Origin of the sequence: Gracilimonas sp., assembly GCF_014762685.1 — a bacterium.
In the GTDB taxonomy this organism is placed as follows: Bacteria; Bacteroidota; Rhodothermia; order Balneolales; family Balneolaceae; genus Gracilimonas.
Genome location: NZ_JABURM010000005.1, coordinates 1,755,409 through 1,781,110 on the forward strand (window position 1 = coordinate 1,755,409; position 25,702 = coordinate 1,781,110).

Annotated in this window: 17 protein-coding genes and 1 tRNA gene; 2 read left to right on the plus strand and 16 right to left on the minus strand. The window is 39.5% G+C overall.

Annotated elements, in window-relative coordinates; all coding sequences use genetic code 11:
* Window positions 1–57: 57 nt before the first annotated feature.
* Complete coding sequence (locus tag HUJ22_RS07980) at window positions 58–2,202, minus strand: tetratricopeptide repeat protein (RefSeq protein WP_290875985.1); 2,145 nt, start codon at window positions 2,200–2,202, stop codon at window positions 58–60.
* 296 nt (window positions 2,203–2,498) lie between these two features.
* On the opposite strand from HUJ22_RS07980, the gene HUJ22_RS07985 reads away from it, so the two are divergent.
* Window positions 2,499–3,965, plus strand: coding sequence for a pyridoxal-dependent decarboxylase (locus HUJ22_RS07985; protein ID WP_290875994.1), 1,467 nt, complete (start codon window positions 2,499–2,501; stop codon window positions 3,963–3,965).
* Window positions 3,966–4,054: 89 nt separating this feature from the next.
* On the opposite strand, the gene HUJ22_RS07990 is transcribed toward HUJ22_RS07985, so the two are convergent.
* From HUJ22_RS07990 to HUJ22_RS08020, 7 genes are all read right to left on the minus strand, one after another.
* Window positions 4,055–4,477, minus strand: a complete 423-nt coding sequence (locus tag HUJ22_RS07990) for an OsmC family protein (RefSeq protein WP_290875996.1) — start codon at window positions 4,475–4,477, stop codon at window positions 4,055–4,057.
* Window positions 4,478–4,664: 187 nt separating this feature from the next.
* A complete protein-coding gene (locus tag HUJ22_RS07995) occupies window positions 4,665–6,821 on the minus strand; it encodes a redoxin domain-containing protein (protein WP_290875998.1) in 2,157 nt (718 codons plus the stop codon).
* A 292-nt stretch (window positions 6,822–7,113) separates the two neighbouring features.
* Window positions 7,114–7,188 (minus strand) — tRNA-Gly (locus HUJ22_RS08000).
* Between the two features lie 79 nt (window positions 7,189–7,267).
* A complete protein-coding gene (locus HUJ22_RS08005; RefSeq protein WP_290876000.1) occupies window positions 7,268–7,717 on the minus strand; it encodes a cupin domain-containing protein in 450 nt (149 codons plus the stop codon).
* Window positions 7,718–7,779: 62 nt separating this feature from the next.
* Window positions 7,780–9,702, minus strand: a complete 1,923-nt coding sequence (locus tag HUJ22_RS08010) for an AAA domain-containing protein (protein WP_290876002.1) — start codon at window positions 9,700–9,702, stop codon at window positions 7,780–7,782.
* Window positions 9,703–9,776: 74 nt separating this feature from the next.
* Window positions 9,777–10,670 carry a GntR family transcriptional regulator gene (locus tag HUJ22_RS08015; RefSeq protein WP_290876637.1) on the minus strand — a complete coding sequence of 298 codons (894 nt, stop codon included), beginning with the start codon at window positions 10,668–10,670 and terminating at the stop codon, window positions 9,777–9,779.
* 84 nt (window positions 10,671–10,754) lie between these two features.
* Window positions 10,755–11,480, minus strand: a complete 726-nt coding sequence (locus HUJ22_RS08020) for a pyridoxine 5'-phosphate synthase (RefSeq protein ID WP_290876004.1) — start codon at window positions 11,478–11,480, stop codon at window positions 10,755–10,757.
* A gap of 71 nt (window positions 11,481–11,551) precedes the next feature.
* Here HUJ22_RS08020 and HUJ22_RS08025 point away from each other — a divergent pair, with 71 nt between their 5' ends.
* Window positions 11,552–12,118, plus strand: a complete 567-nt coding sequence (locus HUJ22_RS08025; protein WP_290876006.1) for an NlpC/P60 family protein — start codon at window positions 11,552–11,554, stop codon at window positions 12,116–12,118.
* A 109-nt stretch (window positions 12,119–12,227) separates the two neighbouring features.
* On the opposite strand, the gene HUJ22_RS08030 is transcribed toward HUJ22_RS08025, so the two are convergent.
* From HUJ22_RS08030 to HUJ22_RS08065, 8 genes are all read right to left on the minus strand, one after another.
* Window positions 12,228–13,703 carry a DASS family sodium-coupled anion symporter gene (locus HUJ22_RS08030; RefSeq protein ID WP_290876008.1) on the minus strand — a complete coding sequence of 492 codons (1,476 nt, stop codon included), beginning with the start codon at window positions 13,701–13,703 and terminating at the stop codon, window positions 12,228–12,230.
* Between the two features lie 12 nt (window positions 13,704–13,715).
* A complete protein-coding gene (locus HUJ22_RS08035; RefSeq protein WP_290876010.1) occupies window positions 13,716–16,382 on the minus strand; it encodes a hypothetical protein in 2,667 nt (888 codons plus the stop codon).
* A 34-nt stretch (window positions 16,383–16,416) separates the two neighbouring features.
* The gene (locus tag HUJ22_RS08040; RefSeq protein ID WP_290876012.1) at window positions 16,417–17,265 is read right to left on the minus strand and encodes an ROK family protein; all 849 of its coding nucleotides are present in this window, start codon (window positions 17,263–17,265) and stop codon (window positions 16,417–16,419) included.
* Window positions 17,266–17,310: 45 nt separating this feature from the next.
* Complete coding sequence (locus HUJ22_RS08045; RefSeq protein WP_290876014.1) at window positions 17,311–18,555, minus strand: sugar MFS transporter; 1,245 nt, start codon at window positions 18,553–18,555, stop codon at window positions 17,311–17,313.
* Window positions 18,556–18,613: 58 nt separating this feature from the next.
* Window positions 18,614–19,519, minus strand: a complete 906-nt coding sequence (locus HUJ22_RS08050; RefSeq protein ID WP_290876016.1) for a PIG-L family deacetylase — start codon at window positions 19,517–19,519, stop codon at window positions 18,614–18,616.
* 69 nt (window positions 19,520–19,588) lie between these two features.
* Window positions 19,589–20,968, minus strand: coding sequence for a RagB/SusD family nutrient uptake outer membrane protein (locus tag HUJ22_RS08055; protein ID WP_290876018.1), 1,380 nt, complete (start codon window positions 20,966–20,968; stop codon window positions 19,589–19,591).
* A 26-nt stretch (window positions 20,969–20,994) separates the two neighbouring features.
* Window positions 20,995–24,573 carry a TonB-dependent receptor gene (locus tag HUJ22_RS08060; RefSeq protein ID WP_290876020.1) on the minus strand — a complete coding sequence of 1,193 codons (3,579 nt, stop codon included), beginning with the start codon at window positions 24,571–24,573 and terminating at the stop codon, window positions 20,995–20,997.
* Window positions 24,574–24,668: 95 nt separating this feature from the next.
* Window positions 24,669–25,700 carry a FecR domain-containing protein gene (locus HUJ22_RS08065; protein WP_290876022.1) on the minus strand — a complete coding sequence of 344 codons (1,032 nt, stop codon included), beginning with the start codon at window positions 25,698–25,700 and terminating at the stop codon, window positions 24,669–24,671.
* Between the last annotated feature and the right edge of the window lie 2 nt (window positions 25,701–25,702).

Genomic DNA, 25,702 nt, shown 5'->3' on the forward strand with positions numbered 1-25,702 from the left:
AATTATTGACAGGTTATGCACATTGTTATTCATTACTTCTTGCTTGGTAATAGACATTCAACTATTTGTAGGTAATTCAATAAAAAAGGTTGTCCCAATTCCTTCTTCACTTTCAAACCAGATTTTCCCATTCATCCTCTCCACAAATTCTTTACTTAAGCTGAGACCAAAGCCACTTCCCTTTTCCTTGTTAGTACCTTCTCGCGTCCATGATTTGCTATCAAAAATCTTATCAAAAGCTTCCTTAGGAATTCCAATACCGGTATCCTTTATATAAATAATGACTTTTTCTCTTGTTTCCTGAGTGCCAATTTCAATACTACCCCCCTGATTCGTGTATTTTATTCCATTTAAAAGCAAATTCCTGATTACCAATTGCAAAGCATTTGAATCTGCTTTTAAAGTTGCACCCTCTTCAATATTTTGAATAATCGATATCCCTTTCTTATCTGCCAATATTTTTTGAGATGAAATTATATCTTTAACTAACGGTTGTAATTGAACCGGACCAAAATCCATTTTTACCCCGGAAAGTTGCTCTTTAGCCCAAACCAGCAGATCTTCCATGACATCTACATTTTTCTGAACTGAAATTTCCAGTTCCTGAACCACTTTTTCCATTTCCTCTTCAGACAACGCTTTTTCTTTAAACAAATAAAGTACTCCTTGCATAGAACTAAGTGGAGTGCGCAGGTCGTGAGCTATGATGGCAAACAATTTATCTTTGTCCCTGTTTAGCTGCTCCAACTCCTCTTTTTGAGCTCTTACCTGCGTAAGAATTTCCTCTTTTTCTCGAGCTGTTTTTCGCATTATAAACAATATTACAACTATCAATACAATGATAAGCATTGCTGCAACAATCAAAATAAATTGAAATTGTAATTTGCTTTCTTGCTGGCTTTGCTTTTCCTGTAAAAGCCGATTCACTTCATTCTGCCGGTTTAATTCCAACTGATTTTCAAGTTTGGCCAACTCTTTTTCTTTTTCGATATCGGTTAAACTGTCTGAGTAAGCTTTATGCGTATTCAATGTAGTAAACGCATCTTCATATCTATTGGCCTGAGCGTAGGCTTTGTAAAGATTCTCCCTTGAAGTAATTACCAAGTCCGTATTTAAAGATCGAACGGCAAGTTCCTCAGCAGCCTCCAAATGACGGATAGCCTCCTCACTTCGCTGCTGCTCCATATACATATTTCCGAGCACATAATGATTATAGTACATTCCCTCAGTGATCCCGCCGGCTTCGCTCATTGCTAAAGATTGTTTCAACAATTCTTCCGCATTTTCATACTGCCCCATTTTAGCCAGCGTCGCCCCACGGTTATGAAGAATAATGGCGGGCGGAGAATTAGGACGAAGTTCAAAAAATAACCTTTCGGCTACCTCATAATGATTCAAAGCTTCTTCATACCGCTCCATGTTGCTTAGTGTATTTGCAAGATTCAAGTGAGCCCTGTAAATATCGGCTTTGGCGTTTTTGGCTTGAGCGAAATCCAGAGATCTTTCCAAATAATACACTGCCCTTCCATATTCCTCGTAGTCGTTATATGCTTTGCCAACATTATTATACACTACGGCAAGCATCAACGTATCTCCGGTTGCCTCAGCATACTCAATTGTAGATAAATAGTTCTTAAATGCCTTGTTACGTTGACCCAAATTGTTATAAATAACAGCCAAATTTTGAGTCAAGCCTATTCTTAATCGCTCTTTCTCATTCTGTGGAAGCCGTTCGGTAAATTCAATAGCTGTCTGAAAGCTTGCAATAGCCTTTAAAGGCTTTTCCTCCATATCATAGGCCCTTCCCAATAAGTTATGATATTGGACCATCTTCTCACTTTCAGGGAATCTTTCAATTGCTTCATTGAGCAGCGAAACGGCAAGTTCGGTTTCTTGCCGATTTATATATACTTCAGCTAAAAGACCAATAGACATTTCCTGCCCTTTAGAAAACCCGATTTTTTTTGCAATACTGTCCGCACGATTAATATACTCCTCGGCTAAACTCAAATCCCCGGCAAGAATAGCCCTATCTCCTTTTTCCAATAATTCATTTACCAGCGTGGTGTCACTTTTAAGCAAACCAAATGACGAATCTAAATAAGGGGTAGCTGAAGCCCATCCTCCTCCAAAAAATGATACTCCAATAACTGCAGCGGCTAAAACCTTTTTAAATCGTACTATAATCAAATCTGGATCCATTTATATTATATCTGTCCTTTGATTCAAAATAACAAAGCCCTTCAAACTATGAAGTGCTATTATTGCTTATTTAGGAACTTTTTATAAAAAAAGACCTACTTCCGCCGACAGATTAATTTTTTCTTGATCATTCTGCTTTAACAATTCAAATGATAGATCATCTCAATTACAGTTATAATTTTATATTCTGCATATTAGCTATTTTAATAGATCCCAATAGAAAATGATACCTTTCTACAGAAATTGAACGGGAATTCAAGTTTACATTTAATATCACTCTTTTACTTACATAAATAATGACGAAAGCACAGATTACTTCATTAGCTAAAGAAGCCAAGAGCTTGGAACCGGATTCCGAAGAACGATCTCTTCTTCTGAGCAAGTCATTGAATTATTCAAATCATTTTCTCCAGTCACTGGATGCTCAAAAAGCTTATCAAAAGTTTGATAAAACTGTAAACAAACTGCTTGATGAACCTCTTACCGATGCTCCGTCGAACGTAGAGAAGGTAATATCAGACATCGAACATAAGATTGTGCCACCGGGGCTTAATCCAGCTTCAGGAGCACACTTTGGCTATATACCCGGCGGAGGGCTGTTCAGCAGTGCGGTTGGAGACTATCTAACTGCAATTACAAACAGATATGCGGGCGTTTATTTTTCATCCCCCGGGGCTGTTGCACTTGAAACTAAGCTCATCAATTGGATGGCAGAACTCATTGGTTATGACGGAAAGGCCGGAGGATATCTGTCTTCGGGAGGCAGCATGGCGAACCTGACGGCTATAGTAACAGCAAGAGAAAATGCCAAAATCGGATCACAGGATATTTCCAGAACCGTCGTCTATTTGACTGAACAAACCCATCATTGTGTGGATCGGGCGCTTATGATAGCCGGGATGAAAGATTGTGCGAAGCGATATATAAACCTCGATGATAAATCCCGGATGAAAAGCCCAGAACTGAAAAAGACTATTCAGAAAGATAAGGAAAAGGGTTTAATTCCATGGATGATTGTGGCTTCGGCAGGCACAACAGATACTGGTGCGATAGATGCCCTGAAAGAGATAGGTGAAATTTCTTCCGAAGAAAATCTGTGGTATCATGTAGATGCAGCTTATGGCGGCTTTTTCTTACTCACAGAAGAAGGGAAACAAAAATTAAAGGGAATAAATCTGGCAGACTCGGTGGTCCTCGATCCTCACAAAGGACTGTTTTTACCATATGGCTCGGGAGCACTGGTTGTAAAAGATGTAGAAAAGCTTGCCAAAGCACACCGTTATGATGCCCATTACATGCAGGACACTAAAATAGATGCAGGCATGTATTCTCCGGCAGAACTTTCCCCCGAACTAAGTAAACATTTCAGGGGGCTTCGAATGTGGATGCCACTCAAACTACACGGGATAAAAGCATTCCGCAGTGCCTTGCAAGAAAAGCTGCTGTTGACTCGTTATACCTGGCAAAAGCTTGATCAAATGAAAGATATTGAGGTTGGTGCCGAACCCGATTTAACTGTATTTACGTTTCGATGGGCTCCGGATGGTGTAGCTGACTTGGATGAAATGAACAAAAAACTGCACAAAGCGATCGTTAATGACGGGCGAGTATTTCTATCTACTACCCGCATCGAAAATGAATTTCGCTTTCGATTTGTGGTGCTCTCCGTGAGAAGTCATTTGAAAGAAATAGAATTATTTCTGACTGTGCTAAGGGAAATTATCACCAAGACTGAACAAAACATCTCTGAACTCTCCAATTAACTGAGTGAGCTTCAAACAAGTAAAAAGCCCGTCGCTTAGCAACGGGCTTTAAATATTTCTGACTCTTTTTCTTAATTACGAAATAAAGCTTAATTATCGAGTGTGGCTTCCAGCAGGATATCCACCCCGGTCAATGCTTTTGAAACCGGGCAGCCTTTTTTGGCCGCTTGTGCTATTTCCTGGAACTTATCGTTACCGATATTCGGTACATCCCCTTTGGTAATCAGTTTGATGGTGGTAATGGCACCTGCTCCCCCGTCAATAGTTACCTCAGCATGAGTTTCAACAGAATTTGGGGTGAAACCGGCCTTATCCAATTCGTTGGAAAATGCCATGGAGAAACAACCGGCATGGGCCGCGCCTATAAGTTCTTCGGGGTTTGAGCCGGCTTTATCCTCAAACCGGGTAGCAAAACTGTACGCTCCTTCGTAGGAACCGCTTTCCAGCTTCATAGTTCCTTTCCCTGATTTCAAATCTCCTTTCCAGACGGCTTCTGCTTTTTTTGTAGGCATGGTTTTTTGTAATTGGTTAATAGTTAATGGTAATTGATTATTTGCTTTGCATAAGATAACGAGTTAAGCAAAAGATACATTCCAAAAATATACATCCTCACCTGACCCCTACCCTGTGGCGCGGGACATAAACAAAAAAAGCTCGAAACTGGATTCGATGTAAAGCACTAAAATCCAATATCTATAATTAATCCTTGGGTGATAAATAATTAATCCTCCAGGAAAATTCTTCAACCAGATTTTCAGTATATCCTTCGTGGACAAAACTTATTTCCGAATTTTTGTTAGTAAACCAGGTTGTAGGAAAAACATAAACTTCCTGTTTACTTAGATACCCATTATCCCTAAGGACTTTAAAAGTATATTCATTCTCTATCATCCACTCTCTAACTTTGTCAATATCCGGGTCGTTATTGATAGTAATAACTTCCACATTTGGATTACTTTCAAATTTTTCATGGAGCTTCTGAATATCCGGCATCTCCTTTACACAGGGGCCACACCATAGTCCCCAAAAGTTTATTACTGTTATTTTCCCGGTTAACTTATTTGAATTGAATTCGGCATTAGCCAAATCGTTTAGCTTAAATTCCGGTAAGAGTTCCGGGTTTTCTATTATTTCAGACAATAATTCTTCCTTGCGGTTTCCTTCTCCCACTTTCTTTACAGCAGCCAAATAATCTTCGAAGCGTTCGACGTCACCGTTCATTTTAAGATATAAGTTCTTTAAAGCTTCCTCATTTGGGTTTTCCCCGGTGCCGGAAATCTTTACTCCGGCCTGATAATGATTCTCGGCCTTTGAAAGCTCTTCCTTTTTTTCGTAAATCTGTCCCAGCCTGTATAGTATATTTACATCTTCGCTGTGAAGAGAATAGGCCATTGACAAATGCTTTTGAGCACTATCCAGTTTTCCTTCATTGAAGAAAACCCATCCCAGTGCACTGTAAATATTACCCTTGTACCGCCCCATGCCCTTTAAATACTCTTCTTCAGTTTCGTAAACACCCCGTTCATTTTGTCCATTAATTTTTTCCTCAGCAAGTACGACTCCCTCGCGAGCAATTTCTTTGGCCCGTTCATAGTAGTTTGTTTTTTCAGCCAAGGCTACTGGACCATAACCATGTGTTATGTGAACATTAATTCCCTCATATTCAACCATCCCATTTACAACCTCAAGAAAAATCTCCGGGTTCACTTCTTCAGAGCTTCTCAATTGAAAAAATAACTGTCGATATGCATCCCCAAGTAAACTCTTTCTAATGTGATTCGGTTTATTAATGAAATCCCATAGTAACTGTTGGTATTCCTCTATTAGTTCCGCTTTTTTTTCTTCAAATATCTCTTCTCTGTGTTCTGATAAAAAAGCCCTATATCGGCTTACATAAACCCACTCTGCATATACATCATCGGGATATTCCTGTAATATCTTTTCTTCATATTCATATTGTTTTTCCTCATCACCAAATTGCCCGTATTTATTGGCGATACCATAAAGCATTTCTACACTAATAGAAACTTCATCAGTTATTGATTCCAAATCTGCTTCAAATATTTCTTTTTTTTCATCTCTACTGAGATCATCATTTTGCATCAGCAACCTCCAATACAATGAATGTATGGAGTAGGAAGAAGTAAGTTCTGTAGCTTTTTTAATAAGCTCATATGCTTGTTCCGAATCTCCGCTAAATTGCAAGTAGAACGCGGGGCGGTAATACGCATCTATCCATTCCGGATCCTGATTTCGTAATTCTTCTAAAATCTCCAATCCCTTCTTAAAAAGGGCTTTCTGATTATCATCTTGAGCCCGATAATTGGAAGCCAATAACCCACCCGCCCACAAAGATCGTAAAGCTTTTGAATCCGGAAACTCATCAATCACTTTATCTAAATAGGCTACTGACGTCTCTGTACCTTCTTGGTTAGATATAGTAGCGGCTTTTAACCAATGAAAATATTCATTATTGGGATTCATAGACACCATCTTATCCATCAAATCCATTGCCTCTCCCCCTCTGTCATCATGCGCACTTAAAGCTCTCACCAAAGCAAAAAGAGCCCATGAATCTTTCGGATATTTTTGATACAGATCTTCAGCAAGTTTTATTGCCTTTTCTTCTTTTTCAGACAGTGCAAGATTAGCTATATACCATGCATGAAGTTCTGTTGATTCTGGAAACTGCTTTAGGAAGTTTTCACCAGAATCCAGACCGGGTGTATAGTTTTTATTGAAAAAATGTGCCCTCACAACTTCAATAGCTCCTTCTTCCGATAAATTTTGCCCTTGTTGAGCATATGTATAAAACGGAAGTAAAAAAAAGATAAATGCTAGAAATAGTTTATTCATAATTCCCCCTACTTATTATTTAGTATGATGCTTTAATTTAAAAATTCTCCCTTAAAATGCTAATAAATTTCCCCCAACAATATGTAAATACTAAATATGGGTCAATTTAACAATTGCAGGATTTTTCAATCATCAAATTAATAGAACAACAAAGTAACTAAGTTCTGCTCAACGGCCTTTTTGAAGGGGGACCGAGTTTCTTCCACAGGAATGCCGTAGACAGAACTCGCAAGTTCATTGACTTTTTCATACAAAACAAAAAAGGCAGAACTCATTGCTGAATTCTGCCTTTTGGAGCGGGAAACGAGATTCGAACTCGCGACCCTCACGTTGGCAACGTGATGCTCTACCACTGAGCTATTCCCGCTTATTATCAATAAATGTCTCCTATTGGAGAGCACCAAATATAAGAGTGTTCATGGCTACAATTCAACCCTTTTTTAAAATTACCGTTTTAATTTTTTCAGCACTTTATCTGAACTGATCTTCTCTTCCAGATATGCCTCATCAGGTAAGACGGGTTTATCGCGATACCGATCTACAATACATATAAAGCCCAATGACTCACCTTTATCAGCATGAAACTGATGGAGGGTTTCCGGGGAAATAAATACCACATCGTGCAGACTCAGTTCATGCACCTGATCTCCCAGAATCATGGATCCGGCCCCGCGAATGATAACCACCGAGTGCGGATGCCGATGATATTCCAGTGAAGTATATCCGCCTTTTTCCACCTCAAAATACCGGGTTTGAAAATTGAGCGGGTGCTCATCCTCTCCTTCTCCCAATAGCGAATAGCGGTGTACGCCTTGGTAACAAGAAGTGTCGGATTTATACTCCTTTCGCTCTACTCCCTTCCACTCGTAATTTTTACACTTTAGTATTTTTGACACTTTGTTTGTTCGTTATTCTATTGCCTGCAACCTTATGTCTTCAATCTTAAATCTAATATCTCTTAAATCGAAATTTCTTTTACGGAGCCAAGCAATCTACCCAAGAATTTATTGCCATATACTTTTTCAATATGCTCCATATCGGCAATAATCACCAATAATTCTTTGCTTCGGGAAAAAGCTACATTCAGTAACCGGGGAACCGAAAGTCCATTTTTCTTTTCATCAAAAGGACGGACGGAATAGTGGCGCATACCACCGTTTTGCCATTCACCGCTCATTACGGTATCAAATATAATCACGGATTTCTCGCGTCCCTGGAAAGTGTGAATGGTTCCCACTTCAATATCCCGGTATCCTTTTTCCCACAAATGATTTCGAACCTTATAGACGCTATTTCGAAAGGGGACGATAATTCCAATATCATCCGAAGCATGATTTTTGGTAAGCCGTTTTACACTTTCCTCAATGAGCCGGTGATGGACTTCATTTACCGGTTTAAACCCTCGCTCACCTGACTCTTGTTCTAAAACCGGGTTATATTTTGTGGTGTCTATCAAGGCCACGGAAGCAATACTTCCATCGGTTATCCTTCCGTCTCTAGGTTCCCCTGACTTCAACCTTCCTTCGTAAAATACCGAACTTATCACCCCGGCCAAGTCATCTTTCATCCGGTACTGTACATCGAAAAAACAGGTAAAATCGGGATTAATATCGTGCCAGTTAAATAGTTCTTCCGTAGTCCCTGATTTAGATACAAAGGTGAAAATATCCTGCTCCAGAAAATCCCTTGATTTAGGGTGATTGGTTATGGCAATCGGCGGAAGCTGCATGGGATCACCGGCTACAACCAGGTGTTTTTTGCTTTTAGCAGCCATCAACAACATATAGGGAATTCCGGCCATAGACCCTTCATCAACGACCACAGCATCGTAACTGAGGTTATAAAACAGTTCTGAAGTGCATACCTTGGCAAGCGTTGTTGCCACCAACTGCTTTTTCTTGAGCTCATAGCGCTCATTCAAATTCATCAGGCGATCGATTTCAATTTCAACGGATTCAGGCCCACCGTGCTCATCCAGTTTGTTTCCCGCAAGCTGACATTCCAGTTCCAGTTTTTCCGGTACTTCTTCGCCGTTGCGCATCAAGCCATCGACCGTTTCCTGAAGTTTTTCATACTTACTGAGCAGGTTTGAGAGCGTCACCGCATCGGCTTTGCGGCTGTCCAGCTTTGTCTTCACCTGGTGTTCAAAAAGGATGTCTTCCAGCCGGGACTCATCTAAAGCGGCTTCACCATAGCGGGTGGTGTTTTGAAGATTGAAGCCCGGGTCAACTTCCTCTAAGGCATCAATAACACTCAACAACCCCACATCCACTGCGCGATTAGTATTGGAAACAAAAAGCACCCGTTTCTTTTGCCGCAACAAGTTGGCCACAACATAACCCAGCGTTGCTGTCTTCCCCGTTCCGGGCGGTCCCCAGACATACAAAATGTTGTTTTGGAGAGATTTTTGGATGGCTTCTTTCTGGGCATCATTGCGAAGGTCATCCACTTTTATTTCAGCAATACCGGCATGTTCTTTGAAAAATTCTTCCGGTTGCAGCAATGCTTTCAGCTGAGGAATCTCATCGGCTTTGTCCTGAAGTTTGAACAGGTGCTCTTCCATCTTTTTGAGCACAAAATCATTCTCCCACTCAAGAAACACCTCTCCAATTTTATTTCCTACGTTTTTGGGGAATTCCAGACGCACTTTTTTGTCTTTAAATTCCACCGGATGAACTTTGTATTCCTTGCTATCAATTTTTGCCTTTATTTCTTCGGCAAACCTGAGGCCTTTATTCTGCGTCTCAAACGTATATATAAATTCCCCTGAGATCTTTTCGAGTTCACCGCTGAAAAGCACATCCGTGGATGGGGTTTCCCTCACAGCAAGAATTTCTTTTTCAATAGCCTCAATAGCTTCTTGTAAAACTTTCTTAATCAAGTAATGCTTAATTTTAAACGTTGAATGTTAAATAGTGAGTCCATTTAACATTCAACATTATTCAATTTAAAATTTCACTGATCCCATAATTCAGCGCGAATCATTTCTGAACTTTTTTCAGACAGAAGATACTCTAATCGCAACCGGTTTTTTTCAGGGACTTTCTGCTCTACCAATCGCGCACTTTCCGGAGTGTACAAGATAAGGTCTGATTCGCGAACAAAAAGCGGTAATGACTTGCCATATATGGTACCCGCAACAAACGATCCTTCAAAATGAATAGAGCGTTTCAATTCACTGATAATTTTTGGAATACTTTCTTCGCTTCCGGTTACCAATCCGATGGTATCAATGGCCACTCGATCGACCATAGAAAGCAGGATATCCGGGTCGTAATCATACACAATAGGTAACACCAGTAAACTTTCCTTTAAGCTCCTGAAATGGCTCATGAGGTGGATCGGTACGAATAAGGCATCATATTTAGCTGCGCTTTCATATTCATTGATGTCAATCACCTGGCTTTTTACACCTACCTGTTTTTTTATGGCATCTGAAAGCATTCGCCCCAACTCATAATTTTCTCCCACACTCGCACTTGTTTGAATACGGTCCGGCCATTCCATAAAGCCCAGCTGTTCCTGGAATAAAAGCTCGATTTCGGATTCATCAAGTCCGTAACCAATGAGTTCCTCCACCAATGCCTGAACCTTCTCTCCGCCCACTTCCAGCCTGGCTGATTTATCCAACAGTGTATTCTGGTTTTTTACGGTGAAACCGCGCCCCTGTTCTCCAAGGATCAGGCCTTCGTCTTCCAAAATATGATAGGCTTTTCGAACCGTGTGAAAACTAGCTTCAAGCTGCTGGCCCAGCTCCCGCGTTGACGGCAACATTTCACCCACCTGAAACTGCTTAGTAGCAATCATTAGTCGAATTCGGTCAGCGATATGTTTTGCGGAGGTTTTAATTTTCTTTCAATTAATTAAAATGATGATTTATATATCTTCATCCACTACTCAGTAATTAATTATTCAGCGGTGGATATCGGATATTCAACTTGTGTAATCCTCGATAATTTCCAGGTATGCCTTTACTGTTTTTTCCAGGCCCCAGTAAATGGATTTACTAATAAGTGCATGACCGATACTTACTTCATTTAAGTGCGGAACGGTTTCCAATAGATCGGGAAGGTTCTCCAGATTCAAACCGTGACCGGCATTAACTTTCATTCCAAGGTCATTAATTAACTTAGCTCCCTTTCGCAGCCGGATCAGTTCATGTTGTTTTTTACCGGGCCCGGCATTGGCAAACGTTCCGGTGTGCAGCTCGATGGCATCAGCCCCCAGCTTATGTGCCAGTTCAATGTCTTCGGGATTGGGATCCAAAAACAAGCTGATCTCAATATTTGTTTTCCTGAGCGCCGGGAATACGCGGCTTTTAAAATCGTCAAATACCGTGTGCATTTTTAAACCGCCCTCGGTTGTCAATTCTTCCCTTCCTTCCGGAACCAGGGTACACAGGTGTGGATTCACTTCCGTACAAATTTGCAGCATCTCATCTGATGCGGCCATCTCAAAATCCAGCTTTCCCCGAACGCTTTCTTTTAACCTATATACATCTTCATCCCGGATATGGCGACGGTCTTTGCGAAGGTGAAAAACAATACCGGCCGCCCCTGCTTCTTCACAAATTCGAGCTGCATCAACAGGATCGGGATATCCCTCCCCCCTGGCATTCCTTAGTGTTGCAACGTGATCAATATTTACAAGTAATTTCATTGATATAACCGCGGAATTAAATTTAGAATTTCTTCTCCAAAAGTAAGCATATCCGTTTATATTTACAGATAATGAAATCAGACGGTATGACCATTAAAAAAGCGAGCCTTATAGTTTTTACGGCGGTAATTCTTGCAGCCTGCGGGACCGTTAAGCGCGGGACTATTCCCTGGGAAGAAGAAACCACCTCGACAACGCCTGTAAATTCACCGGAAGATACTCCGCCCAAAAGCAGTTCGGTAAATGAAGAAAATACTCCTCCTGAGATTAAGGAGCGGCAAGAATTCCTCGAGTTGGCTTACCAAGACTGGAAAGGAGTTCCCTATAGACTTGGCGGGGCCGGTTATGAAGGCATCGATTGCTCTGCTTTTATGCAGGTTGTTTTTGAGGATTATTTTTTCGAAATCATTCCCCGCACCACCTTAGAGCAACTGGAACACGGAAAAGCTATCAAAAAAAGAGAGCTGAAAACAGGGGATATGGTGTTTTTTAAGACAGGGCGAAAATCATATCATGTGGGCGTTATGATAAACCAAGATGACTTTTTGCATGCTTCTACAAGTTTCGGAGTTATCATATCAAGCCTTGAAGAAGATTATTGGCAGAAAACTTACCTGGCTGCGCGAAGAGTTCTTTAATCTTCTGCTGATTTCTTTGATTAAGACCGGATTGTATAAAGCCGACTCATTTTTTTTGCTTAACAATTCATCTTTCTTCATCAAAAAAAGCCTGAGCTAAGCCTAATGGCTACCTCGCCCACTCAGGTAATACCCCTGCTTCAATTCCAAATACAAACCCAATAATTGTTAAAGAGGCGAGTGTCAATAATATTATAAATAGGATATTTAGCCAAAAACCGGCTTTAGCCATTTCAGGAATAGTAATCTTCCCGCTTCCATAAACAATGGCATTAGGAGGTGTTGCCACCGGAAGCATAAAAGCACAACTGGCACCTAATACAGTGGGAATAGCAAGGAGTAATGGATTCTCTCCCAACCCAATGGCAACTGAGGCTAATATTGGTAAAAAAGCTGCTGTAGAAGCTGTATTACTTGTCATCTCTGTTAAAAAGATGATTAGCGATATCACAATAAAGATAATCAACAGTATTGGCCAGGTATTTAGTGCTCCTATTCCGGTTCCAATCCAGGTAGCCAAACCTGTAGAACTGATAGCAGATGCCATACTCAATCCACCACCAAAAAGAATTAATACGCCCCAGGGCAAACGCTTGGTATCCGACCATTTTAGAAGAAATACATTATTCTTAAGATCAGAAGGGATGATAAAAAGAATCACAGATGCTGCAATTGCTATACCAGCATCTGAAATACCCGGAATGTAATTTGAAATGAAAGGCCTGAATATCCAAAGTGTAGCCACTGCTACAAAAACAGAAGCAACCTTTTTTTCCTCTGATGACATGAAGCCTAATTCATTCATCTGTTTTTGAATCAATTCTTTACCACCCGGTAAGACATTAATTTTTATCGGGTAAATCAACTTTGTCAAAACTAAATACATTAGTGGAAGTGACACCAAAACAATGGGAACTCCAACAAGCATCCAATCAAAAAATGTGATCTCAATGCCATAATTCTCAAGAACAAAACCGGCTAATAAAGCATTGGGAGGCGTACCGATGAGTGTACCCATCCCTCCAATATTACAGGCATATGCAATACATAATACCAGTACAATCTCAAAGTTTATCTTTTCTGAGCTTTCATCTCTGTCTACCAACTCCAATATTGACATAGCTATTGGCAACATCATAATTGCGGTAGCCGTGTTACTAACCCACATACTTAAAAATGCAGCCGCTATTATAAATCCTATGATAATAGAAGAGGGTTTAACTCCAACAAAACTGACAATATTGATTGCAATTCGTTTATGAAGATCCCACTTTTCCATTGCCAGGGCTATTATAAATCCACCCATAAATAAAAAAATAAGTGGATTGGCATAAGGCGATGTTGCCTCTGAAATAGTAGTAATACCAAATATGGGAAATAAAACTATTGGCAGCAGTGCAGTTACAGATATGGGAATGGCCTCTGTCAACCACCATATCCCCATTAATATTGTTATTGCAGCTGTTCTCCATGCCTCATCAGATAAGCCCTCAGGCGACGGGGTTAGCATGAGTACTATTAATACTAACACTCCACCGATCAAACCTAAACGTTTACCTAAATGGGTAAAGTTTCTTTTTATCATAAAAACCTAAACTTATCTGTCAGCCGGATAATTTTCTTTTTCCATCCAATATTCTAAGTAAGGAACATTATAAATACTTGTCCAGCCAAATACTCTAAGGCCATTTGTTATCTGCCAAATTGGGGGCCTTCTTGCACCAGGGTCTTTTGGAAAATTACTTGCCTCTTCTAACGCTTCTGCAAGTATCTTTTGATTTTCATAAGAGTCGAATTCCTGTACCAATTCATCGGTTTTTAAGTATTGAGCACGATCAACCGCTTCTTTTAAGAAACTCGGTTCACCGGAATATTCATATCCCAAAACCAAACTGCTTATTGATGATAAATAGGATTCCATGTCATGATTATAGGGAGGAACATCCCGAAGCCTTCTTGCATGATCAATGACAGCATTTTTAGCTTCCTCGCTATCCGTTAGTTGAATATACCTTCTGAGACCATTAGTTACATAAACTTGTGAGTAACCATATCTGTTAATTACAATCTCACCACCTTGATCCGGATGATGTTGTAACTCAAGCATTATATTTACCCGGTCTTTCAGCTCATCACCATATACATCCATTTTTGTGGCATCATAAATCTCAGCTAAATTCCAAACCGACAAGTATAGCCGGCGTCCCCTCAATCCATGATCACCAAATACTCTTTTCACATAATAATTACCTGTTTCCATGGCTACTTCCAAACCTCTGTGATTTGCATCAAGATAATAGGATGTAATCCATCCGGGCACCCAAACATGAGCACTCAATAATGAAGTATAGTGCTGATCAGCATGTCGTCTGCCCATTCCAACATAAGGTGACCCTTCAGTCTTTTCTAAATTTTGAAAATAGTGTAACGATTCGTTTGTATCACCAATGTAAATAGGATCTTTAGGCCAGTGAATGTTGTCTACATCCATTGTATGCATACTTGCTGCTTGTGCTGTTCGATAATACAGAGGGTTACCTGTTCTTATAAATTGTAACCACCACATGTAATCGTTACCGGGTTCATTATTTGTCCATTGTCTCCATTCATTACCATAATAATAGGTCAAATTATCACCGTAATTAAGCATGCCATACCACGGTTCCCATTCCTGATTAAATTTCATCCATTTAAATTTATACTCTAAGCCTCTTTCGTACGTAGCAAACTTCTCATTCCGGGCAGATAGTTTACCAAAAGCTTCACTTTTGGCATACCAATCAGGATCTGCGTGTGTAACAGGACTATCCAGAAACATTTTTGCAGTTTTCTCTACATCACCATTGGTACTTTTTTTATGAAAGTAAAATACCATTTCAGTTGTCTTTGCTAAACCTTGCGCAAAGTTTGCAATCATTCCACTATCATTTTCGAGGTCTTTTCTCGCAAAACTAAGTGGCTCAACAGAAGGCGTCCATATAAAAGCTGTTATTTGATCTTGTTCTTCTTCAACCTTCATCTCTTTGGGGTATTCTTCAAAGAAGCTCTTGAAGCCAATCATAATGCCCCATTTTTCGTCAGAAAGATCTATCCAGCCAACCGCTCTTTCAGCATTAACATCAGTTTGTTCATCTATTGTGATCTTTGACTTAAATGCATTCTGTAATCTTTGCTCTGGTGAAGAGTTTTCCAAGGGTGGAATTTGAGATGGATTCGGACCGGTTTGAAGTACTGATGCCTCATTAATTAATGAACTCTGTACAAATTGGCTGCTGCTTTTATCCCACCATTTTCCATCATAATAAGAAGTAGTTACAGTCTTATTATCAGACAAATTATACTTTAAAGATAATCCCGTTGCAGCTATTTGATCTTCTGGCTTTACAAATCCTGTGTCTTTGGAAAGCTCGCCTTCATCAATAACAATTCCATTTTGAGTTACAATAGCCTCATATTGTCCATTGGGAATACTATGATTATCAGGATTTCCGGTATAAATAAATGTATGCTGAACTTTAATGTAGCTCTTCCCGGCATAAGCATGAATTCGGGTTATAAAAGGAGCGGTATTATTGTCGTCACGATTATACTGGTACTCTCCCTCCACCCGAATAATTGAATGTAACGGACCACTTCCCAGTTCTTTAACCGTTCTTGTAACTACTGCCTTAGATCTGTCAAGTCCCATCCCATCTATAAGATCAAGGAATGAACTTCGTCCCTCTCTACCTTCAGCAATTACATCCGTTTCACCAAAACCATCTTCATCAATATCCAATTCAACTTTATCAAGAAAACCACTGCCGGCAGGTGCATTAAAAAAACCACCACCTTCTCCTTTTTTGACTTCAAAACGTAAAGGGCCTGTATCAACTGTTACTTCTCCGTTAACGCGTTGATTGTTCTTAACGGTTAATATTTGGTCATAGTCCATGCTATTTCGAACTTCAGGACCATATTCTACTGTATAATCAGTTTCATCTCCAGTAAAGAAAAACACCCACATCCATTTAATACTATTATCCGCAGGCTCCCAGGTATTTACTTTCGTGATTTGTGATGGAATCTCATTTCCCTTGCTATCCAAAACTCGAACATGATCAGGTGAAAAAAGCTCCCCCTTGGGAACTGGAATACCAAAAACTTGCGGAGATCCCGGAATGTTATTTTTTACATCAATGGGAATTTTTGTTGAATTATTAATAACATCACAAGCTGAAATCATGATCAGTGAAACCATGAACAACAAACTTAAATTCTTCATATTAAACTTTGAAATCCACATTATAAATTACCTGTCAATTTTGGGTTTTATTATCTAAAACCAGAGCTGCAGCACCCAATAAAGCTATTTGGTCCAGTTCAGAAACAGTTATAGTTAGTTTATTAAGAGAGTTCTTGTAGGCAAAGTCTGACATCGATTTATACATTGCATCTTTAAAAAATTGATAAGCTTTACGAACTCCTCCCCCAAAAACAATCAACTCGGGATCATATGCATACAGAACAGCTTTAATTGCATTTCCAAGATGTGTTCCAAATTCATTATATATTTCCTGCGCATCCTCATCATCATCCAAAGCAAGTTCAAAAAGTTTTGATCCATTAATACCTTTTTGTTTTTCAAAAAATTGCCCGGAACAATAATGCTCATAAATTGAATCTCGATAAGGTATCATTCCCACCTCTCCGGCTCCACAGTTAGGCCCTGAATACAATTTGTTATTAAAAATAAGTCCGGCTGCAAAACCAGTTCCAATTATAAGACCGGCAACAGAAGAACATCCCCTAGCTTTTCCGAAGTATTTTTCCCCCAAAACAAAACAATTCGCGTCATTATTAATGTAAACAGGCTTGTTAAAGTCTTTCTCGAGAATTTTCTTAAGAGGGACTTTCTTCCAAGAGGGGATGTTTTGCACATTATATACTATACCGGCTTCAACATCTACCACACTTGGAACTCCTATCCCAACTGCGGTCACAGATGACTCAATTTCTTCCGAAATTAGCATCCTGATTTGATTAATTAAATCTTCCGCTGATGCCGTATTCTCAATTTCTGCAGTTGAAATTGACACAATCTTGTCATTCACAATACGTGCAACCCTTACGTTAGTAGCTCCTAAATCTATTCCTATCACATCCATCTTATTCCTGTGGATTGATTTAAAATTGTTCAACGAAAATCAGCATCATTCTTTTGACCCAAATTCAATGGTCTTGTTACTGATGAGTGGTTGGGCCCAGAAGCCGATACTCAGTATGTATCCAAATGAGATATAGAGGAATAACATCCCGATTCTCAACCCAAATAGATCACCAAGTGAACCCACGATAAGCGGAACAATTGCACCACCGGCAATTCCGGTAACCAATATTCCTGAAAAAGTTCCATGATGCTCGGCCACTGAATTTAGTGCTAACGAAAATATAATCGGCCACATAACAGCAATAAAAAATCCTATTGCAGGAAAAGTATAAAGTGCCATCTCTCCAGGACCAAAAAGAGAAAGGGTAAGTGAAATTAATACAGCTACTGTAAAGAGGATAAGTACTTTTTTACTGTCCATAACTTTTAGCAGGAATAAACCAAGCATAGTCCCTGCAGTCATCATTCCCCAAAACCAAGAGACTACTGAAGCTCCGGTGGTTTGAGGATCGTATCCATGGTAGGTTGAAAGAAATTCTGATATCCAGTTGGCAACCCCTTGTTCAGCACCTACATAAGCGAAAATACCAAAGAAGAACAAGATTACTTTCTTGTTTTTTAATAACTCTATATGGGTTTCAAAAGCGCCAATCAATTCGTCTTCTTTTTTCTCTACTTCCGGAAACTTAGAAGCCGCAATCACAATCACCATAACTACACAAACAAATGCGAATAACCAGTATAATGAAACCCAGGGCAAGTTCTCCGGAACTATGTTAGTAAGCAAACTCAACAATGCGCCCATGTTTTCAGTACCGATATTAAGAACCAAATAAGAATAAACAAGTGGGCTTATAAAAGAAGCCAGTCCGAAAAACAATTGAGCCATCACTGAATTGAAAGCAAAATTTTCTTCCCCACCAGAAACCCTGAGGAGTGGATTAATAGCTACCTGAAGCATAGCCATCCCTGAGCCGATAAGGAATAAAGAAATGACGGCAATTAAATATTGAGGAAATAAAGCAAAAAGTAACGCCCCGGAAAATGCTACCAGAAATGCGGCTATCATTACTTTTTTTTCCGCAAACCGTTCGATCAATATTCCTGAAGGAATCGACATCACCCCATAGGCTATAAAGAATGCAAATGGTAAAATCGCTACTAAGGTAAGACTCAAATTAAAATCCTCAATGATCTGAGGAACAAGCGGACCTATTATATTTGTTAGAAATGAGATAACAAAAAATATTAATACGATAAGTCCTACCAGGTAATAATTCCGTTTCATAATATTGATATAGTGAGTGGTGCTAGTGTTTCAGGTTTAAATAAAAATAATAGGTAAGCTATTTCTTTAACATTGGAAATAACTTTCTGATTTCTTCTTCGGTGGGCTGATATCCATATTCACAAATCTCAAATGATTCAGCATATTTGAATGTTTTTGCTTTCTCTTTACCATACCATTTTTCGAGTACTTTACGCTGTTCCGGTGAAACCCCCATCTGACCTATGAACCCATTTCGTAAAAACTCTTTTCTTTCCTCTTCACCTTCAGGTACTTTATCTAAATTTCCTGAAACCCAGGGAAGCCACTCGTATACCTGAGACTCATGTGCATCGAAGGCATTTACTTTTTTCTCAAAGGTCTCATCTATTCCAACTACGATGTCATGGGAGAAGGGATTCGGTTTTTGGAAACCATCTGCCATATACAAAAACACCGGATTTTTCTTTAATGGGGGGGTGTCGGGGGCTACATTTGGAACTACTACCATATAAGCAGCATCCTGAACCAATACACCCGCATATCTGTGGTCAGGGTGATAATCGTTCGGGCGTAATCCTAGTACGATATCGGCATTCCAATTTCTAATTTCTCGAATAACCTGTTGTCTGATATGTAACTCAGGCAGCAATTCTCCATCATGATTATCTAAAACTTTATATTCGTCAATACCCAATCTTCTGCCTGCTTCAGCTGCTTCTGCTCTTCTACGTTTAGCCAGCATCCCGCCGCCTTCTTCATAATGACCTGCATCTCCATTTGTAATTGACAGGAATTTAACTGCATAACCTCTTTCAGCTAGCATAGCTGCGGTTCCTCCCATTTTAGCATCGCCATCATCTGGATGAGCGAATATAGCAATCACTCTAATTTTATCATTTCCATCATCCGGCAACTGAGCACTTGCCAAAAAAGTAACAGAAAGTAATAGCGTAGTAAAAAGTAATGATCTTAAATAGTTCATTTATTTTGATTTAAATTAAAAAAATAGCCGGGATATATGAGTGTATTATCCCGGCTAAAAAGCTACTATTTATTGGTGTTCTGGATTTTGGGTCATTTCATCTGGCGCAACATCTATAGCCCCAAGTGGAATCGGATACAGAAGTGTTACTTCCGACTCTGATATCCCTAAATGATTAGCCATTACTGATTTCGCTACTCCAAATCGCAGCAAGTCAGGCCATCTTTTATTTTCAAATGCAAACTCCAATCGCCGTTCCTGCAGAAGTTTCTCCTCAAAAGTACCCGGCGTATTAGTATCAATATCGGTCAATCCGGCACGATTTCTTACTTCATTGATAAGATCATATGCTTCACCACTTTCACCAAGGGCTTCAGCCAAGTTCAATAGAACCTCAGCATATCGAATTTCCATCCAATTATTAGGTGCATCAAAAGCATTTGAAGGGGAGCTATCAAATTTCTTGACCCAATATGTCCCGGTAGCTGTTGTATCCAAGGTTCCATTGAGTCTTTCATCTGCAGAATCAAACTGAGCAACGATATCATCGGTAACATTTTGTGGAGCAACTCCTCCACCAACACCACCACCGACACCATTTGGCGTATACATATCAGTATATGCACTTCCTTCTCCAAGGCCACCGGAGATATATTGAACCTCAAATATAGACTCAATATTTCCTTCATTAGAAGCGCCCCAAAGCTCAGCATAATCAGCTACAAGGTCGTATTGCTCTGAGTCCACAACTCTTCGTAACGGTCCTTCAGCTGCGGTGGGATTTCCAGCTTGCAAATGTACTCTTCCCAATAAAGCAGCAGCAGCATGTTTAGTGGCACGCCCGCCATCTGTTACTTCCGGCAATAATGTCTCAGCCTCTTCCAAATCAGAAGCAATGCGGTCAAATATAACCGAAGCAGAAACTTGGTTTATTTCCACATTTGGTGAAGTAACTTCTTCAAACTGCTCAGGAATGTTTCCAAAAATGACAGCCATATGATAGTAAAGTAATGATCGTATAAAAAGTGCTTCTCCTTTAATTTGATCCTTTAAGTTACTATCCGTGAAATTAACATCATCAATACGAGCTATAATCGTATTTGCTCTGGCGATTCCTTCGTAAGACTGATTCCAGGTTGTACTCAACTCACTCGCCGTCGATATTTCCTGAAAATCATCCAGCTGTTGTAGTGTAGCGGCAAGACCTGTTGCCCCACCACCGTTTGCTCCATTATCAGCTCTCATTTCTAACATGAGTACATAGTTGACTCCAAAGGTTCCATTACTTTGAAGTGCATCGTATGCACCTGTAATAGCTACTTCAAAATCGCCCTGTGTTTCATAGAAGTTTTGCGAGTTTCGCTCCGATATCGGACTTAAGGTTGTAAAATCTTCTCCACAAGAGACAAATAAAAGCGGAAGAAGAAATATTAGATATAATTTTTTCATGGTTCTTATCCTTTTTAAAATTCTGATTAAAAGTCGAGGTTAATACCGAATTGGAATGTTCTTGATAATGGATAGGCACCATAATCTTCACCCGGTGTCAAACTGTTCGTTTGCAGGCTTACCTCGGGATTAAATCCTATATAATCTGTAAAAATAGCAACGTTAGTAGCAGATGCATACAAGCGAGCAGAGCTAAATATACCTTCAATCCATGAAGCCGGTAAAGTATACCCTAACGTTATATTTTTAATCTTCAAATAGCTTCCATCTTGTACCTGATAAGAAGAAATTCGGTTATTATTACCATGGTTAGCTGAATTACGGTCAGCCCTCGGATGTTCTCCATTCCCTGGTTCTGATTCAGAGATCCAACGATCATTCAGTGCTGCATATGAATTGAAATTAGCTTCACCATTGAGGAGGTGACGGGAAGTTAAGTTCAGTACATCCCGGCCTTGAACTCCCTGAATGAAAATACTCAGATCAACACCTTTATAGTTAAATCTATTTGTGATTCCATAGGTGTAGTCGGGATGATAGCTGCCAATCACCGTGCGATCGTCTGCGTTAATTACACCGTCGCCATTCACATCCTTAAACTTAAAGTCGCCGGGACGTGGAGCAGGAGCCATTAAATCATCAGGTGAATTATTAATATCCGCCTGATTTTGATAAATACCATCAACTACATATCCATAGTAACTACCTATTGGATCTCCGATACGCGTAATATGACGATTACCGGCTGCTCCGGAACTTAAAATTGGATCTCCTTCCGGGCCTAATTTAAGTACTTTATTACGGTTTGCAGCAATATTGAAATCAGTAGCCCATTGGAAATCACCTGAGAAGTTTCTGGAAGTGATAGCAAACTCAACTCCTTTATTCTCAACTTCACCAATATTTGTCAGTGCTGTTTCAAACCCGGTTGATGCAGGAATGTTTACCATAAGCAAAAGATCTTTGGTAGTACTGTTATATACATCAAACGAACCATAAATTCGACTTTCAAGGAAAGCATAATCAATACCAAGATTAACTTGATAAGTTGTTTCCCAGGTAAGCTCATCATTTCCAATTGTTCTTGGAGCAACACCAATGCTCTCACTTCCTGAAAATGGATAATTGGCTTCACCTAATAATCCGATTGATCCATAGTTTGGAATCTCAAAGTTACCGGTTACACCATAACTGCCTCTGAATTTCAACTCATTTATAGCATCAATATCGGCCAAAAATGATTCCTGAGTTGCTCTCCATCCTAATGAAAACGATGGGAATACACCCGTTTGATTTTCGCTACCGAACCTTGATGAACGATCAGCACGGACAGTACCTGTAAACAAATATCTATCTTTGTATACATAATTAACACGGGCAAGGGTTGAAACTAAACTCCATTCTTCCTGAATTTCATCACCACCTGTGATAATACCGCCATTAACAGTTTTAACTTGATCGTCAGTGAAGTTTTGGGCTACTATAACACTTCGGCTATCCGTTTGCTTTTGAGCAGTGTACCCGGCTACAGCATTCAAACTGTGATCCTCTCCAAAGGACTTCACATAGTTAAGTGTATTTTCCCATAACCAATTAAAGCTATCACCTGAACTGCTTTGAGCATAAGGCTGTGGAGATGTCTGAGTTCTATAAAGAAACTCGGTTCCCCTGTAAAATGACTGTTTAAAATTATTCAGATCATAACCAACCAAAGACTTGAATGTAAGGTTCTGATTTATGTTAAAATCACCATAAAAATTACCGAACACTCGATTATTCTTAATGTCCTCACTTATGAATTCCATAATGGCAAGTGGGTTACTGGCTGATGTAGTTCCTCCACCCAGATAAGACTGATTATTCAGCTGGTTTATAGAACCATCCGGATTATAGGGTGCAACTACGGGCGAGTGAACCATCGCAGAGTATACAATTCCGGGAGGTGAGCCAAAATAAGGTGCATTAGCAGGTAATCTGTCGTGCTGCGTTAAAGCCGTATTGATCGAAGTACCAATGGTAAACTTGTCACTTAAATCCTGAGTCAGGTTTAATTTTAATGTATAACGATCAAAGGCAGAACCATCTAAAACACCTTCTTGATTCAGGTAACCGGCTGAAAGGAAATATCTACTGCTTTCATTTCCCCCACCTACAGAAAGGTCATAATTCTGCATTACTGCAGGGCTAAAAATAAGATCCAACCAATCGGTATCAGTTCCATCCCAATTAACATATTGTTCCGGAATCAAATAGTTCCCTACGTTTGGACGCCCTGCATTTGTATCAGGATCGTAATTTGGATTAGCCGGAGCATCTCCCATTTCAATATCCTGCAGATAATTATTATTACGTGAATCTTTGGTATAAGCTATCACTTCCTCGGCATTCATTAAATCCGGCTGGTTGAATATAGTCGAACTTCCCATATAGCTATTAAAGGAAATCTGGGGAGTACCAGCACTACCTCTCTTAGTTGTAATAAGAACAACCCCATTAGACCCTCTGGATCCATAAATAGCAGCAGCAGAAGCATCCTTTAAAACCTCAATTGATTCTATATCTCTTGGGTTAATGGTTGCTAATGGATTAGCCTTAGGTGGCTGAAAAGAAGCTCTTTGGCTTCCAATACTTGCTTGAAGGTTCGTGCCTTTTGAAATAGGAACTCCATCCACTACATACAGCGGGTCATTACCGGCAGAAATAGAACCTGTTCCACGAATCAAAATTTGTGGACTAGCCCCGGGCTCACCTGTTGACTCCGCTACATTAACCCCAGCCATTCTACCCTGAAGTGCATTTTCAAAACTTGAGACAGGAATGCTGTTGATTTCCTCAGGCCTTATTGACGTCACGGAACCTGTAACCTCTGTTCGTTGCTGTGTACCATATCCAACAACAACAACATCCTCAAATTGTACAAGATCATAGACTAAATCTATTTCAAAATAGTTTTGATCACCTATAATCACTTCTTGTGTTTTATATCCTACAAATCGAAAAACTAATACCTCAGCATCATCAGGGACTGTAAACTCAAACTCCCCATCCGCATTTGTAGCAGTACCTATATTCGTACCTTCTACAGATACGTTAACGGCTGGCAGTGTTTCGCCGGTTTGTGAGTCCCTAACCACACCAGAAATATCTTTCTCAAGTTGAGTAATTTCATTTTTCAAAGATTGGCTTTCAATCAACATGATTTCCCTGGTGTTAGAAACTACAGCTTCGTAACCCGAATCGAGTAATACATATTGTAAAGCATCAGAAACACTTACATCTTTAAGCTCTACTGAAATAGACTTAGACAGTGCTTTTAAGTCTGAGTTAAGAGCAATTCCAAGTTTTGACTTCTTTGAAATTAACTTTAATACGTCACCAAGAGGGACGTCTTTCTCATCTAATGTAATCTTCTTCCTCAATTCTGGAATACTATTGGAATACAACTTAACTGAATAGTACTGACTGGAAATTGTCTGCAAACTATTCGAAAGAGATGTAATCAATTGTGCCTTTGCATTTGTAGTATTACCAAAATGAAGTACAACAATACCAAGTAACATATATGATATCGCAATCCTTACTGTTTTTGTAACAAATGTTCTCATCCGTGTCCTCTATAGCTAGTTTTTGTTCTTGTTATAAAAGCGCTTCCAATTTTACCTGATAACAAAACGAATTAATGCCTTGTTGTTTAACAGGGTTATTTACTGAAAGTAACTTTGTCCTTACTAATTTTATATCTGATATCTAACGAAGTAGCAATCGTCCGGATCACGTTATCCATACTTTTACTTTTCAATTCAGCTGTTAAATGCATGTTTTTGATGGAATCAGAATCAAATACTACGGTTATGTCGTACCGGCGTTCCAATTGTTTTGCAACTTCAGACATTGCAGTGTAATCAAACTTCAACTCGCCTCGTTTCCAACTCAAATAAAAATCTATATTGTCAACATTTTCGGTAATCATCCTGCTATTTGATAAGTCTAACCGAGCAAGTTTACCTTTGGTTAAAATTATTCCATCATTCGCATTAGAATTTGCTCGCCTAAATGATACAACACCACTTTCAACTACAGTCTGTACTGTTTTATCGTCTGAATAATTTTTTACTACAAATGAAGTTCCAAGAACTTGAATTATAGCACCGTTAGTATTTATGATAAATGGCTTATTTGGGTTCTTTGCTACATCAAAATATGCCTCCCCTTCAAGATAAACCTCCCTGGAATCTTCACTAAAAACAGTCGGTATGGAAATTCGACTATCGGCATTCAAATACACTTTTGTCCCATCAGATAAAGTCACTCCCCCACGCTTACCCTTCGACATTGAAATTTCTTTCAAAGCCGTATTTTGAACTTCTTTAACAGGTACATAAATCGATTTAAAGGTATATAACCCAAAAAGCCCGGCCAGTAAAAATATTGCAGCTACACGAATTACAACAGACCAAGTAGAATTTAAAGAAAACTTACTTCGGCTTGCTGTTGTTTTAATATTTCCAATAATACCCTCATCATCCATTCTGTTTTTCAAAACAGCCCAATCAACTTCGGTATTAAAAAGAGTATTTGGCGGATAATTTTTTGAAGAAAGCTCCCACAGTTCATTTAGGCTATTCAAATAATCTTGGTTTTTAGCACTTTCTGAAAGCCACTTATCTACTGATAGCTTCTCAGCTTTTGAGCATTCTCCAGTCAAATATTTTGATAGTAATTCTATATCCAAAG